Origin of the sequence: Yersinia sp. 2466 StPb PI, assembly GCF_041538325.1 — a bacterium.
Taxonomy (GTDB): domain Bacteria; phylum Pseudomonadota; class Gammaproteobacteria; order Enterobacterales; family Enterobacteriaceae; genus Yersinia; species Yersinia enterocolitica_E.
In genome coordinates this window covers 1731437-1747135 of sequence record NZ_JAULSL010000001.1, presented here as the reverse complement: position 1 = coordinate 1747135, position 15699 = coordinate 1731437, and the positions used below count along the sequence as shown (strand labels likewise).

The window sequence follows — 15699 nt, the reverse complement described above, 5'->3', positions numbered from 1 at the left end:
TGATGCAGCCGACGAATTTCAATACCCTAATCGACTGGCAGCAATGCAGTGAAGAGCAGCAAAAGGCGCTGCTTAGCCGCCCGGCAATTAATGCCTCTGACAGAATCACCGCAACCGTCAGCGAAATCCTTGATCGGGTGAAAGCCGAGGGTGACAGTGCCTTGCGTGATTTCAGCCAACGCTTTGATACGGTGCAGGTTGCCGATATCCGCATCAGTAGCGATGAGATAGCTGCCGCTGCCGGGCGCTTGAATGACGACATTAAACAAGCCATGGCGCAAGCGGTACGTAATATTGAAACCTTCCACAACGCGCAGAAAATGCCAGTGGTAGATGTTGAAACTCAGCCGGGCGTGCGCTGCCAGCAAATCACCCGCCCGATTGCCTCCGTCGGCTTGTATATTCCCGGTGGTTCCGCTCCGCTGCTGTCTACCGTACTCATGCTCGGTACCCCAGCACGCATTGCCGGTTGCCAGCGGGTCATTTTATGTTCCCCGCCGCCGATTGCCGATGAAATACTGTATGCCGCGCAACTGTGTGGGATTAAAGAAGTGTTCCAGATTGGTGGAGCACAAGCGATTGCGGCCATGGCATTCGGTAGCGAATCAATACCGAAAGTGAACAAGATTTTTGGCCCCGGCAACGCGTATGTCACTGAAGCGAAGCGTCAGGTAAGCCAACGTTTGGATGGTGCTGCAATTGACATGCCGGCTGGCCCGTCAGAAGTGTTGGTTATTGCCGACAGTGGTGCTACACCGGCGTTTATTGCCTCTGATTTGCTGTCTCAAGCGGAGCACGGGCCGGATTCACAAGTGGTATTACTGACCCCGGATGCCGCCATTGCCCAAGCAGTCGCTGTTGAGGTAGAGCAGCAACTTAAATTGTTATCGCGCGCTGATATCGCTCGTCAGGCCCTGGAAAGCAGCCGCTTGATCGTCACCAAAGATTTGCAACAATGTATTGATATCAGTAACCAATACGGCCCAGAACACTTAATTTTGCAAATCCGTCAGCCGGAAGACATTATCGATCAGATTGATAATGCCGGTTCAGTCTTTATGGGTGACTGGTCGCCGGAATCTGCGGGTGATTATGCCTCCGGTACCAACCACGTGTTACCGACTTATGGTTATACCTCAACTTATTCCAGTTTGGGTCTGGCCGATTTTGTTAAGCGAATGACAGTACAGCAATTAACACCGCAGGGCTTGCTGGGTCTGGCTTCGACTATCGAAATTTTAGCGCAAGCCGAACAACTCACCGCCCACAAAAACGCCGTTACCCTACGTGTTGCGGCCTTGACAGCCGCCCAAGAGGAGCAAGCATGAGCCAATCTACCAACGTCACCGATTTGGCCCGTGCCAACGTCCGTGCCCTGACCCCTTATATGTCTGCCCGCCGTTTGGGCGGTAATGGCGATGTATGGCTTAATGCCAACGAATACCCGCTAGCAACCGAATACCAACTTACGACACAAAACTTCAATCGCTATCCAGAATGTCAGCCGAAACAGGTGATTGAGCGTTATGCCGCCTATGCCGGTTTAGAAACTGATCAAGTGTTAGTCAGCCGTGGTGCCGATGAAGGTATTGAGCTGCTGATCCGTGCATTCTGTGAACCAGGTAAGGATGCGATACTCTTCTGCCCGCCAACCTATGGTATGTACGCCGTTAGCGCCGAAACCTTTGGTGTGGAACTGCGTACCGTGCAAACCACCACGGACTGGCAGTTAGATCTACCAGCAATTAAAGAAAACCTGGATCGAGTGAAATTGATCTATGTTTGCAGCCCAAATAACCCAACTGGCAATTTAATCAACCCAGCCTCTCTGCGTGAAGTGCTGGAACTGGCGCAAGGTCGCGCTATCGTGGCTATCGATGAAGCCTATATCGAGTTCTGCCCACAGGCCTCGGTAAGCGGTTGGCTAAAAGATTATCCGAATTTAGTCATTTTGCGCACCTTATCGAAAGCTTTTGCATTGGCCGGTTTACGTTGTGGCTTTACCTTGGCCAACAGCGATATTATCCAATTGTTGCTTAAAGTGATCGCGCCCTATCCGTTATCTACACCGGTGGCCGATATTGCTGCACAAGCGCTCAGCCCACAAGGTCTTGAGCAAATGCGCCAGCGGGTAAACGAAGTACGAACTAACCGTGCATGGTTACAAAGCGCGCTGCAAGACTGTGCCTGTGTTGAGCAGGTATTTACCAGTGAAAGTAACTATTTACTGGCCCGGTTTACCGCCTCCAGCAGCGTGTTCAAAACACTGTGGGATCAAGGCATCATTCTGCGTGACCAAAATAAGCAACCGGGGTTATCCAACTGCCTGCGCATTACGGTAGGCACCCGTCAGGAATGTGAGCGAGTGATTGCCGCCCTTGCTCCCCTGCCCGGTATTGATAGCCCCAATAGCACTAATACCTCCAGCCTCCGTAAGGAAACGATATGAGCCAGAAATTTCTTTTTATTGACAGAGACGGCACCTTGATTGCCGAGCCACCGGAAGACTTTCAGGTTGACCGGCTGGACAAACTGGCGCTGGAGCCAGAAGTGATCCCGGCCTTGCTGGCACTGCAAAAAGCGGATTATCGTTTGGTGATGATCACCAATCAAGATGGCTTAGGTACCCACAGTTTCCCACAGGAAACGTTTGATCCTCCCCATAACCTGATGATGCAAATATTTAGCTCGCAGGGCGTCAATTTCGAGCAAGTGCTAATTTGCCCGCATCTGCCTGCGGATAATTGTACTTGCCGTAAGCCGAAAACCGCGTTGGTAGAAAGTTATCTGGCTGAAGGCGTGATGAACAGTGCCAATAGCTATGTTATCGGCGATCGCGAAACTGACCTGCAATTGGCTCACAATATGGGCATCAGCGGTTTGCGTTACCAGCGTGATGGCCTGAACTGGTCGCAGATTGCCAAACAGCTAACCCAGCGAGACCGTCATGCCTATGTTAACCGTGTCACCAAAGAGACGGCCATTGACGTAAATGTGTGGCTCGATCGCGAAGGGGGCAGCAAGATCAAAACCGGCGTGGGCTTCTTCGACCATATGCTGGATCAAATCGCCACTCACGGCGGTTTCCGTATGGATATTCAGGTCAGCGGTGATCTCTACATTGATGACCACCACACCGTAGAAGATACGGCACTGGCACTGGGCGAAGCGATTAACAACGCGCTCGGTGACAAACGCGGTATCGGCCGTTTTGGTTTTGTCTTACCAATGGACGAGTGCCTGGCGCGCTGCGCGCTGGATATTTCTGGCCGCCCGCATCTGGAATACAAAGCGGAATTTAATTACCAGCGCGTGGGTGACCTGAGCACTGAGATGGTCGAGCACTTCTTCCGCTCCCTCTCCTATGCCATGGCCTGTACTCTGCACTTGAAAACCAAAGGCCGTAACGATCACCACCGGGTCGAGAGCCTGTTTAAAGTGTTTGGTCGTACTTTACGTCAGGCGATCCGTGTTGAGGGCAATACCCTGCCAAGTTCCAAAGGAGTACTGTAATGAATGTGGTGATTCTGGATACGGGGTGCGCCAACCTCTCCTCTGTCACCTATGCGGTGCAGCGTTTGGGGTACGCGCCAGTTATCAGCCGTGACCCTGAGATTGTACTGCGTGCAGATAAGCTTTTCCTGCCAGGTGTCGGTACTGCCCATGCGGCAATGGATCAGTTAAAAGAACGCGAACTTATCGAACTGATTAAGAGCTGTACTCAACCGGTATTGGGTATCTGCCTGGGAATGCAGTTGCTGGCGACCAGCAGCGAGGAGAGTGGCGGTATTGAAACTCTCGGTATTATTGATACGCCGGTAAAACAGATGATGGATTTTGGTTTACCGCTGCCACACATGGGCTGGAATCAGATTACCCCACAGGCGGGTAATCATCTGTTTCGTGGGATCCCGGATGGGACCTATTTCTACTTTGTGCACGGATATGCAATGCCAATATGCCCAGATACCATCGCCCAGGCCAATTACGGCGAGCCATTTACCGCCGCAGTAGAAAAAGACAACTTCTTTGGCGTGCAGTTTCATCCGGAGCGTTCCGGTGCGGCTGGGGCCCAATTGCTGAAAAACTTTCTGGAGATGTGAGCACCATGATTATTCCCGCTTTGGATTTGATCGAAGGCAAGGTAGTGCGTTTGCATCAAGGCGATTACGGCCAGCAGCGTGATTACGGTAATCACCCACTGCCCCGCTTACAGGATTATCAGCAGCAAGGCGCTCAGGTGTTACATCTGGTCGATCTTACCGGAGCCAAAGATCCGGCAGCCCGTCAGATCCCCTTGCTGCGCGAGTTACTGGCCGGTGTAGATGTCCCGGTGCAGGTGGGCGGCGGCATCCGTAACGAACAAGATGTGGTCGCACTGCTGGAAGCCGGTGCAACACGGGTTGTCGTGGGTTCAACAGCCGTTAAGCAGCCAGAAATGGTGCAACAGTGGTTTGAGCGCTATGGCGCTGAAGCCATCGTATTAGCGCTGGATGTCCGAATTAATGAGGCGGGCCGCAAACAGGTGGCTATCAGCGGTTGGCAGGAAAACTCAGATGCTACGCTGGAACAAATCGTCGAGCAATACCTGCCGTTTGGCCTAAAACATGTGTTGTGTACTGATATTTCCCGCGATGGCACCCTGAGTGGTTCCAATGTAGAACTGTATCAGGAAGTGTGCCAGCGCTACCCACAAGTGGCATTCCAGGCTTCCGGTGGTATCGGTTGTCTGGATGATATTGCCCGCCTGCGTGGCAGTGGTGTGCAAGGTGTGATTGTGGGCCGCGCGCTATTGGACGGCAAGTTTAACGTGAAGGAGGCGATCGCATGCTGGCAAAACGTATAATCCCTTGTCTGGATGTGAAAGACGGCCAAGTGGTCAAAGGCGTCAAGTTCCGTAATCACGAAATCATCGGCGACATCGTGCCACTGGCGCAGCGTTATGCACAAGAAGGTGCCGACGAGCTGGTGTTTTACGATATTACTGCGTCATCTGACGGCCGTGTGGTCGATAAAAGCTGGGTATCGCGGGTCGCAGAAGTGATTGATATTCCTTTCTGCGTGGCGGGTGGGATTAAAAGCGTTGAAGATGCAGGTCAGATCCTGACCTTCGGTGCCGATAAAATCTCTATCAACTCACCGGCGCTGGCAGATCCGACCTTAATTACCCGTTTGGCCGACCGCTATGGCGTACAATGCATTGTCGTCGGTATTGATACTTGGTATGACGCGGAAAGTGACAGTTATCAGGTTTATCAATTTACTGGCGATGAAAAACGGACCAAAGCCACCACCTGGCAGACCGAGGATTGGATCAAAGAGGTCCAGTTACGTGGAGCCGGTGAGATTGTGCTGAATATGATGAACCAAGATGGTGTGCGCAACGGCTACGATTTACGTCAGTTGAAACAGATGCGGGCCATCTGCCATGTTCCGTTGATAGCCTCTGGCGGTGCAGGTACCCCAGAACACTTCCTTGAGGCTTTCCGTGACACAGATGTCGATGGTGCGCTGGCAGCCTCGGTGTTCCATAAACAAATCATTAATATCGGCGAATTGAAAAAGTATTTGTCTGAACAAGGCGTGGAGATAAGAGTGTGTTAAGCGAACAACAAATTGCCCAACTGGATTGGGATAAAGTCGACAATCTGATGCCAGCCATCGTTCAGCATGCCATTTCCGGTGAAGTTCTGATGATGGGGTATATGAATCAGGCAGCACTGACGGTGACACAGCAAACCGGCAAGGTAACCTTTTTCTCTCGCACCAAACAACGTTTGTGGACCAAGGGCGAAAGCTCCGGTAACGTGCTGAATGTAGTTAATATCTATCCCGACTGCGACAATGATACCCTGCTCATTCTGGCTAATCCTATTGGCCCAACCTGTCATTTAGGCAATAACAGTTGCTTCTCCCCGGCGGCCAGCGATTGGGGCTTCTTGTACCAGTTAGAACAGTTATTGGCCTCACGTAAATCAGCCGATCCAGCGAGTTCTTACACCGCCAAGCTATATGCCAGCGGCACTAAGCGTATCGCACAAAAAGTGGGGGAAGAAGGGGTAGAAACCGCCCTCGCCGCAACAGTGAATGACCGTGAAGAGTTGACCAACGAAGCATCGGATTTGATCTATCACCTACTGGTGTTGCTGCAAGACCAAGATTTGAATCTGAGTAAAGTGATTGGACGCCTGCGCGAACGCCACGAGAAGTAATTTTCGAGTTAGCTTTCTTATTGGCATAAAAACGCCCTCGACTTAGCATCGAGGGCGTTTTTATTAGGACAAACTTTTTAAATCAGCGAGCGGGTTACTCCAACCTACCCTACCTAAAGTCACCTCGGCGACTCACTTAATTTAACAACTTATCCACCTGAGGCGTCGCGAGCGAAAGGAGTTTGATTGCAGACAGCGCACAGTCACCGGAGCGTACACTCAGTACGTGAGGATGACGAGCACTGCCCAATATCAAAATACGAACGCGCAGTAGCCGTTAACTTAAAGCCACTCAGTGTGGAACACACCTTCTTTATCAATACGCTTATAGGTATGCGCACCGAAATAGTCGCGCTGTGCCTGAATCAAGTTGGCTGGCAGTACGGCTGAACGGTAGCTATCGTAATAATTAATCGCCGCAGAGAATGTTGGTGTTGGGATACCGTTTTGAACTGCATAAGACACTACATCACGCAGTGCTTGCTGGTATTCATCAGCGATCTGCTTGAAGTAAGGTGCCAACAGCAAATTAGCAATATCTGCATTTTCTGCATATGCATCAGTGATTTTTTGCAGGAACTGTGCACGGATAATACAACCCGCACGGAAAATCTTGGCGATCTCACCGTAATGCAAATCCCAGTTATTTTCGTCAGAAGCGGCTTTCAGTTGAGAGAAGCCCTGAGCATAAGAGACGATTTTACCCAGATACAACGCACGACGGATTTTCTCGATAAATTCAGCTTTATCACCGGCAAAAGGCTGCACTTTAGGGCCAGTCAGTACTTTAGAGGCAGCTACGCGCTGATCTTTCAGAGAAGACAAATAGCGGGCAAACACAGACTCAGTGATCAGTGTTAATGGCTCACCCAAATCCAGAGAACTTTGGCTGGTCCATTTACCGGTGCCTTTGTTCGCCGCTTCATCCAGAATCACATCGACCAGATATTTACCGGCTTCGTCTTTTTTGGTGAAGATATCTTTGGTGATATCAATCAGGTAGCTGTTCAGCTCTCCCTTGTTCCACTCAGCAAAGGTGCTAGCCAGCTCTTCATTGCTTAAACCTAAAGACTGTTTCAACAGGGAATAAGCTTCTGCGATCAATTGCATGTCACCGTATTCAATGCCGTTGTGAACCATTTTAACGTAATGGCCGGCACCATCGGCACCGATATACGCCACACAAGCATCACCGTCATCAGCACGGGCAGCAATCTTCTCAAGGATAGGCGCAACCAGTTCGTAGGCTTCTTTCTGGCCACCTGGCATGATAGATGGGCCTTTCAATGCGCCCTCTTCGCCACCGGAAACACCAGTACCGATAAAGTTGAAGCCTTGTGCAGAAAGTTCGCGGTTACGGCGGATGGTGTCTTTGTAATAAGTATTACCACCATCAATCAGAATGTCACCTTTATCCAGATGTGGAGTCAGTGAAGCGATAGTCTTATCAGTGGCTTCACCCGCTTTCACCATCAGCAGGATGCGACGCGGTTTTTCCAATGAATCAACAAACTCTTCCACGGTATAACTCGGCACCAGATTTTTACCTGGGTTCTCGGCAACCACTTCGTCGGTTTTGTCTGATGAACGGTTAAAGATAGAAACGGAATAGCCACGACTTTCGATGTTGAGCGCCAGGTTACGGCCCATCACCGCCATACCGACAACGCCAATCTGTTGTTTGGACATTAAAAAACTCCTGTCTGAAGGATGACACCTGTTACCGGCCTTGAGGCCAACAGGTTTTTGATGTGGGAAACATGTTAACTCAGGATTATGTCAGCTGGGTAGTGATTGGTGCGATAGATAGCACAACTGACCAGTTGCTGTTCGCACACGTTTGCTTTGGTAAAGTGCAAACCGATTTGACTCAATTGACCTGGCTGGCTTATATACAAAAAAAGCAACCCCATGGATTGCTTTTCATTGCTGCTGAAATTGGCTTATGCCACGAACTCTTTCAACCAGGCTTTAAATTCTGCACCTTGCTTTGGATGGCGCAGACCGTAGGCGACATAAGCCTGCATATATCCGAGCTTCTCACCACAGTTATAGGATTGACCGGTTAAAGCGACGGCATCTACCTGTTTCTCAGCGGCTAATGCATCAATAGCATCAGTCAGTTGGATACGACCCCAAGCACCAGGCTTGGTTTTTTCCAGCATTGGCCAAATATCAGCAGACAAAACATAACGCCCTACAGCCGACAGATTGGATTTGAGGTCAGCCGGGCTTTGCGGTTTCTCAACCATCGCGTTAATCCGGCTACTTTCACCAGGTGCTAAATCTGACACTTCACAGGAGATAACCGAGTAGTTGGATAATGCTTCAGGTTCTACGGCATGCACCAATACCTGGCTGGTACCAGATTCTTCAAATCGTTTAACTAACTGAGCCAAATTATCACGGGTTAAATCCGACTTGGCGTCATCAATCAAGACATCCGGCAACAATACTGCAAAGGGTGAGTCACCCACTAGCGGTTTGGCACATAACACCGCATGCCCCAAACCTTCAGGATGCCCTTGACGGATATGCATGATAGTCACACCCGGTGGACAGATAGATTGTACCTCATCCAATAGCTGACGTTTCACACGCGCTTCCAGCATGGCTTCCAGCTCATAAGACGTATCGAAATGGTTTTCTACCGCATTTTTCGAAGAATGGGTTATCAGAATGATTTCTTTAATACCAGCAGCAACACATTCGTTCACCACATATTGGATCAATGGTTTATCGACAATAGGCAGCATTTCTTTTGGAATGGCTTTAGTCGCGGGAAGCATTCGCATACCTAAACCGGCAACTGGGATCACTGCTTTCAATTTGGTCATAATTAACCTACTGATTTCTTGAAGCGAATTTAAAATCTATTCCTACTCAGCCGCTAAGGTGAAGTTAGTCAATTTGCTGTTTCAGCCAGGCGGTAAAGCTCTCGCCCTCGGTGTTATGGCGCACGCCATAAGTGACGAAGGCTTTCATATAACCCAATTTGTCCCCGCAGTCGTGCGATTTACCGGTCATATGAAAAGCCTCAACATCCTCTTGCTCCATTAACATCGCAATGGCATCAGTAAGCTGAATTTCATCACCCGCCCCGCGTGGCGTTTTCTTTAACAGCGGCCAAATGTCTTTTGACAATACATAACGCCCAACCACGGCAAGATTAGAAGGCGCATCAGCAAGTGAGGGCTTCTCTACCACTGCCGTCATTAGGGTACTTTCACCCGGAGACAAAGCCACATGATCACAATCAGCAATACCGTACTTGGAAACATCAGCTTTAGGCACCGGCTCCACCATGATCTGGCTACGCCCGGTCTCTTCAAAGCGCTTAATCATACTGGCAAGATTTTCTTTAGATAAATCTGCTGTTGAATCATCAAGTAAAACGTCTGGTAGCAGCACAATAAATGGGTTATCACCCACCATCGGTTGGGCACACAATACCGCATGCCCCAAGCCCTTGGCATGGCCTTGGCGCACTTGCATGATAGTGACATCCGGCGGACAGATATTTTTAATCTCTTGCAATAGCTGCCGCTTAACACGTGATTCCAGTGCAGCTTCCAGCTCAAATGATGTATCAAAATGGTTTTCTATTGCATTTTTAGAGGAATGGCTGACCAGCACTATCTCTTTTACTCCGGCGGCCACACATTCATTAACGATATATTGGATCAGAGGCTTATCCACCACCGGCAGCATTTCCTTTGGGATCGCTTTAGTCGCTGGCAGCATTCGGGTACCAAGCCCGGCAACAGGGATCACAGCCTTCAATTTCTTTTCCATCTACCATACCTTTTCTGGGGTGGCCATTAAGCAGGCCTTTGAATAGATACAAATACGATCTGGTAATACGAGCAATATGACCGCGCAAGACTGTATTCCAAATCCTACTTATCCTATATTTATATATTATTTCAATGTGTTACTAATACATGTTAACAAGGAAAAATAAAAAATTAACGCCCTAATGCCGTATTATATTCCACATTAACATTTTGTTCAGCCAACCTTCCGTAATTTGCCGATTTATAAGACTCTTTTAGCTATTTTAAGAATAAACCGAACAAATATATTTCATGACTGGATGCTTTAACTGCTTAATTGATTGTTTTTCAATCTATTTAAGCAATAATTTTCCACTTTTTGTTACTGTTGATTATTTGCGCCATTTGCAATCAGTGTAGGTTATTACATGATTGGATGTTGAATTTTAGCTTATCAGCGCCCATTATTCACTTTGGCGGCATAAGCCGTAGAAATCAAAGGTGAAATTGGATATATGGAATGGATCGCAGATCCTACTATTTGGGCAGGACTGGCAACGCTGGTAGTGCTCGAAATTGTATTAGGCATTGACAACCTGATATTTATCGCCATTTTGGCAGAAAAGCTTCCACGTCATCAACGAGATAAAGCCAGAGTTACCGGTTTACTGTGCGCACTGTTGATGCGTTTGGTGCTGTTAGCCAGTATTTCATGGCTGGCCACATTAACGGCTCCCTTGGTCACCTTATCTGGCCACCCGTTCAGCGCCCGTGACTTAATCATGCTGGTCGGTGGGGTATTCCTGCTCTTTAAAGCCACCATGGAGTTAAACGAGCGGCTTGAAGGCAAGGACCAGCATCAAGGTCAGCAGCGCAAAGGTGCACGGTTCTGGCCGGTCGTCGCACAAATTGTGGTACTGGATGCCATATTCTCGCTCGATTCGGTTATTACTGCCGTCGGTATGGTAGACCACCTCGCGGTCATGATGGCTGCGGTCTGTATTGCCATAGGTTTGATGCTGTTGGCCAGTAAGCCATTAACCCGTTTTGTCAACGCGCATCCAACCATTGTCATACTCTGTCTGAGCTTCTTACTGATGATCGGTTTCAGCTTAGTGGCTGAAGGCTTTGGTTACCATATTCCAAAAGGATATCTGTACGCTGCGATTGGTTTCTCCGTCATTATTGAATCGCTCAATCAATTCGCACAATTCAATCGCCGTCGCTTTTTGTCAACGGTTAGACCGTTACGTGAAAGAACCGCAGAAGCAGTGTTACGTATGCTAAGTGGCAAACACGAAGAGGCCGAGCTGGATAACCATACTGCTAACCTGATCGCTGATAATACCAGTGTCGGCCAAGAGGTGTTCAATGAGCAGGAACGCCGCATGATTGAACGGGTGTTGGGGCTGGCGCAACGTACCGTGAGCAGCATCATGACATCACGGCATGATGTTGAGTATCTGGATCTTAACGATCCGCCAGAGAAACTGACTCAGTTGCTGACAAAAAATTTGCATACCCGAATTGTGGTTACTGAAGATAGTTCGACAGATGAACCCTTGGGCGTTATTCACGTCATTGATTTATTAAGGCAACAGTTAGCAGATGAAAAGCTCGACTTACGCGCATTGATTCGCCAACCGTTGATTTTCCCCGAGCAGGTTTCGCTGTTGATGGCATTAGAGCAGTTCCGTCAGGCACAGACGCATTTTGCCTTTGTCGTGGATGAATTCGGTTCCATCGAAGGGGTGGTTACCCTGACCGATGTGATGGAAACCATTGCTGGTAATCTGCCCGTGGCCGGTGAAGAGTTGGATGCCCGTCATGATATTCAGCAAACCGAGGATGGTTGCTGGATTGCGAATGGCTATATGCCGCTGGAAGATTTGGTGCTCTATCTGCCGCTACCTATCGATGATAAACGTGAATATCACACCTTGGCCGGGTTAATCATGGAGTATACCCAGCGCATCCCACAGGTCGGTGAACAGATGAAAATTGGTGACTACCTATTTGAGCCGTTGGAAGTCAGCAGCCATCGTATCTTGAAGGTAAAAATAACACCGCTGAAAGTGCCTGACCCAGATTATGAAGTGTAATAAACCGTCGTGATTTGGCGTAAAAGCCGGGTAAACTCGCCCGGCTTTTTTATCGTGATAGATTGTGATTACAAGTGCACAGGCACCAGAATCTCAGTGGCAACAATCACCACCACCAACCCGACTAAAACCGGTACCGAGGTGCGTTTCACCACTTCAAATGGTGAAATTTTTGCCATACCAGCAACAGCAACCACCACGCCTGAAACCGGGGATAAAGTACGCCCCAAATTTGAAGCCTGTAGCATCGGAATAACCAGATAGGCTGGATTTATCCCCATCTGAGCTGCCAGTTTTGGAATCAATTCAACAAACGCATAGAACGGCGCATTGCCTGACCCGGTGGTCATGGCCGCCAGCATCGTAATCACCACCAGTACCAGCATCATAATAATGCCACCGGTACCAAAAGATTGAGCTAGCCCAATCAGACCACTGATAAAACCAACGGTACTCAACCCTTGTGCAAATACCCCGGCGGCAACCAAAAGCATTACTACAGTAGCAAACGCATCGGCCATGCCACGATAAGCCACCTCAAGGCCGGTAAATACCGTTTTAGCACTGAAGCTGCGTAAGAATTCAATGACGGCGGCAATCAGCATGCAAATCACCAACACCGTAATAATATGCAGTTCCGGCCCCCATTTACCGTCAAATATCAACACGCCGATAATCGGGGTAAAGGGTAAAATGGCGTAGAAACCCGGCGCATTGGTGGTGATGTCATTAACATCCATCATCTCATGCTTTTCCTGACTTTTATTATCCAGATAGCGCTGCCAGAAGAAGTGAGCGATAGCCATGCAGACAATCGCGGCAATAGAGATAGGTAAGGTGGTTTTAAAAGCAAAATCGACTAATGGCATCTCAGAGGCTTTCGCTGCCAGTACCACATCGCCTGAGGTTGGCGCGAGAATAATTGCCGCCGGTGATGCACAGATTGCAGCTGCGGCACCCCGACTGATACCGACGTTAACCATCACTGGGAACAGGGTCGCCATCAGTAACACGCCCAACCCGGTTGCCGATGATACCGCCAACGACATCAAGCAGGCCACAAGATAAGCCGCAACCATCAGTAAGTATGGGGAATTGATCATTTGCAGTGGTTTAGAGGCAATCTTAACCACGACATCATTGGCACCGATATGGGTCATATAAGCCGCAAAGCCACATAGCATCATGATCATCATGCCAAGATCGCCACCACGGCTCATCAGCAAGATTTTGACATATTCAACAATGTCCGTCGCCCGCCAGCCGGTTGAGGTCGCACTGGCAGGTAATACATTCTTGCCCATTAAGGCACTGATAATTAATAGCAGTAAACCACCGACCATCAGCACACCTGTTGCTGAATAGCCTTTAATAATATAACGGCCTACACCTACGGCCACGACTATCCCAATCAAAAGATCTAACATATACCCTCTCTGAATCTTGCCTGTTGCTGTGTGTTGCTAAATATTGCTTCAGCATTATTATCGTTAAAATACTTAAATGGCTCTGCACTCTGCCCAAAGTCCATCGGCGAGTTTATGACATCTATCAATGATTCGCAGAGATTTTAGAAACAAATAGTAGTTTGTGAGCAAGAGAGAGGATTTTATGTTTTGAATGGCGAGATTGGCGAACAATTACACAACAAATAGATAACAGTATGCCGTCATTATCTCCGATAAACAGCCATGCCTATCGGAGATAATGGGTAATTAAAGCTTATCGATAAGCTTTTTAAGATCTTTGCTAGCACGGTTTTGTTGATTACGCTCAGCCCAGTCATTGAGTGCTTTTTTAGCTCGTTGCTGCAATTCATTACGCAACAACTGTTCGACATTCAATTGATAGCTAAGCTGAGTCCACGGACCATAAATGCGCAGAGGGATATCAGTACCTTGCAACATTTTTACCAGGCTATCTTGCCCGCTCCAGCCTTGCATAACCCGTACCGCCAGATTCATATCACATTGCTGTTCGGGTAAATTAAGTGACCCGTTACCTTTAATGGAAATCAACGCCGAATCGGCACTAAGATTACTGACTTTCATTGATCCTCGGTGCAAAGCCAGGCTCGCTTGTAGCTGTGTAACCTCAGTATAACGCTCATAACGATCCTGACCTTTCACATCACTGGAACTGCGAGTCACCGCCTGTTGAATAAGCTGTTGAATATTCAGCCCTTCCAGCCGCGCATTAGTCATGCCGAACTGCGCATCCCCCTGCCAACGGTGGTTGAATGCCTCAACATTAAGACCATCACCAGACAACTGCGCTTTCATGGAAAATTTGCCCGTCATCATCGGCGGCAAACCGGCGGCCAATAGAACCGGCCCCAATTCCATATGGTTTATCACTGGGTTAACGGTAGCCAGAACCCTCTTGCCCGTCACATCCAGTGAGCCTGGCAACGAAAAATCGCCCTCAACCGCACTACCGGTTAAGCGGCTAATCTCTACATTCCCGCGCTGATTAGAGGCTTGAAGATTGAGTTGACTGATTTTAATCGCCCGATAGACCAGGTTATTCGCCGTTAGCGATATTTGGGCGGTAAAGTCGCGTAATGCTTGCAAGTCCTGCCCGACATCATCCTCAGCCTGAATCGCAATCACCGGCGCTGTCACGGCAAGCTGTTTGGCCGTTTCTTTGCTGACAACCGTACTTTTAGACTCCCAACCAAAAATAGAGTCCAGATTAAGATTGTCGGCAGCCAAATTGATAACATAATCAGGTACCTTCCCCAAGGTGGCCTTGGCGGTCCCCGTCAACTGGTTGTTATTAGCTGAGAAGCTCAGTTGGTTCAGCAATAATTGTTGAATATCGTGTTGATAACTGGCTTGTAGTGTCCCTTCGCCGCTCACGCCGCCAACAGGAATATCCGCACCTTCCAATTTATAACTGAATTGGCTGATATTGGCGCTGTACTGCTGTGGATAATGGCGCATGTCTGCATCCGCGACCATTGAGAAAGTCACATCACGTTGGTTACGGTTAACACGGCTGGAGAGAGAGATATGTACTTGGCGTTGGGCATCTTGTTGAAGTTCAAGATTGATATCACGTACATTGACTTGATCATTGTCTGCCCGCTGCCAAATCAACAGGCTATCAGCGATTTGTACTTTATTAATGTCGAGCTTCCAGGCACGGTGCTCATTAACAGGCACATTACCGGATGGTGCAACAGGAGCGTCAGGCTGTTGTTGGGCTTCACTGTCGGGCGTCAAGCGGATAACCGCCCCTTTCAACATCACCTGTTTTACTTCAAGTTGATGTGATAATAGAGGCCAAAGTTTGACATCCAGGCGCATATTTTCAGCACTGACAACCGGTGCCGCCGCACCGGGGGCAGTCAGCGCGGTCCGGCCAGCAATAATGCTAAGCTGGGGCCAGACATGCCAGCGCAAATCCCCTTCCAGTTGCAACTGATAACCACTTTTTCTCTCTACCTGTTTGACCATGTAGGCGCGAAAGTCATTAGGATTAACCAGCAATACTAATGCGCTCATCCCTGCAACTAACACAACCAGCAGGATAATTAACGTCGTCAGTAATCGTCTCATGACATCCTCTTGTCTAATCAGGCTAAAAAGTCCAAACAGGCTAAAC

At 48.8% G+C, this 15699-nt stretch carries 13 protein-coding genes; 8 read left to right on the top strand and 5 right to left on the bottom strand.

What is annotated here, in order from left to right:
* Positions 1 to 2: 2 nt before the first annotated feature.
* The 7 genes from hisD to hisIE are packed head-to-tail and all read left to right on the top strand — an operon-like array spanning position 3 to position 6212.
* Complete coding sequence (gene hisD, locus Q2T72_RS07855) at positions 3 to 1328, top strand: histidinol dehydrogenase (RefSeq protein ID WP_372568918.1); 1326 nt, start codon at positions 3 to 5, stop codon at positions 1326 to 1328.
* Complete coding sequence (hisC, locus tag Q2T72_RS07850) at positions 1325 to 2449, top strand: histidinol-phosphate transaminase (protein WP_372568917.1); 1125 nt, start codon at positions 1325 to 1327, stop codon at positions 2447 to 2449. The genes hisD and hisC overlap by 4 nt, the downstream gene beginning before the upstream one ends.
* Complete coding sequence (gene hisB, locus Q2T72_RS07845; protein WP_032906853.1) at positions 2446 to 3513, top strand: bifunctional histidinol-phosphatase/imidazoleglycerol-phosphate dehydratase HisB; 1068 nt, start codon at positions 2446 to 2448, stop codon at positions 3511 to 3513. The genes hisC and hisB overlap by 4 nt, the downstream gene beginning before the upstream one ends.
* Complete coding sequence (gene hisH / locus Q2T72_RS07840) at positions 3513 to 4103, top strand: imidazole glycerol phosphate synthase subunit HisH (protein ID WP_032906852.1); 591 nt, start codon at positions 3513 to 3515, stop codon at positions 4101 to 4103. Before hisB ends, hisH begins: the two co-directional genes overlap by 1 nt.
* Positions 4104 to 4108: 5 nt before the next feature.
* The gene (gene hisA / locus Q2T72_RS07835) at positions 4109 to 4846 is read left to right on the top strand and encodes a 1-(5-phosphoribosyl)-5-[(5-phosphoribosylamino)methylideneamino]imidazole-4-carboxamide isomerase (RefSeq protein WP_005187731.1); all 738 of its coding nucleotides are present in this window, start codon (positions 4109 to 4111) and stop codon (positions 4844 to 4846) included.
* Positions 4828 to 5604, top strand: coding sequence for an imidazole glycerol phosphate synthase subunit HisF (gene hisF / locus Q2T72_RS07830; protein ID WP_372568916.1), 777 nt, complete (start codon positions 4828 to 4830; stop codon positions 5602 to 5604). The genes hisA and hisF overlap by 19 nt, the downstream gene beginning before the upstream one ends.
* Entirely contained in the window at positions 5598 to 6212 is a 615-nt protein-coding gene (gene hisIE, locus Q2T72_RS07825) for a bifunctional phosphoribosyl-AMP cyclohydrolase/phosphoribosyl-ATP diphosphatase HisIE (protein WP_372568915.1), read from the top strand. The genes hisF and hisIE overlap by 7 nt, the downstream gene beginning before the upstream one ends.
* A 282-nt stretch (positions 6213 to 6494) precedes the next feature.
* Here hisIE and gndA read toward each other — a convergent pair whose 3' ends face one another.
* From gndA to galU (Q2T72_RS07810), 3 genes are all read right to left on the bottom strand, one after another.
* On the bottom strand, positions 6495 to 7901 hold the full coding sequence (gndA, locus tag Q2T72_RS07820; RefSeq protein WP_372568914.1) for an NADP-dependent phosphogluconate dehydrogenase: 1407 nt from the start codon (positions 7899 to 7901) through the stop codon (positions 6495 to 6497).
* A gap of 254 nt (positions 7902 to 8155) precedes the next feature.
* Complete coding sequence (gene galU / locus Q2T72_RS07815) at positions 8156 to 9049, bottom strand: UTP--glucose-1-phosphate uridylyltransferase GalU (protein WP_372568913.1); 894 nt, start codon at positions 9047 to 9049, stop codon at positions 8156 to 8158.
* A 64-nt stretch (positions 9050 to 9113) separates the two neighbouring features.
* Positions 9114 to 10007 (bottom strand): UTP--glucose-1-phosphate uridylyltransferase GalU, encoded by an 894-nt coding sequence (galU, locus tag Q2T72_RS07810; RefSeq protein WP_372568912.1) that lies wholly within the window; start codon positions 10005 to 10007, stop codon positions 9114 to 9116.
* A 496-nt stretch (positions 10008 to 10503) separates the two neighbouring features.
* Between galU (Q2T72_RS07810) and Q2T72_RS07805 the strand changes: the two genes are divergently transcribed.
* Positions 10504 to 12090, top strand: coding sequence for a TerC family protein (locus tag Q2T72_RS07805; protein WP_083159351.1), 1587 nt, complete (start codon positions 10504 to 10506; stop codon positions 12088 to 12090).
* Between the two features lie 68 nt (positions 12091 to 12158).
* Here the strand turns inward: Q2T72_RS07805 and dcuC are convergent, their stop codons facing one another.
* Both dcuC and asmA read right to left on the bottom strand, forming a co-directional pair.
* A complete protein-coding gene (dcuC, locus tag Q2T72_RS07800; RefSeq protein ID WP_005187706.1) occupies positions 12159 to 13517 on the bottom strand; it encodes an anaerobic C4-dicarboxylate transporter DcuC in 1359 nt (452 codons plus the stop codon).
* Between the two features lie 288 nt (positions 13518 to 13805).
* The gene (gene asmA / locus Q2T72_RS07795) at positions 13806 to 15653 is read right to left on the bottom strand and encodes an outer membrane assembly protein AsmA (protein WP_083159352.1); all 1848 of its coding nucleotides are present in this window, start codon (positions 15651 to 15653) and stop codon (positions 13806 to 13808) included.
* Positions 15654 to 15699: the final 46 nt, after the last annotated feature.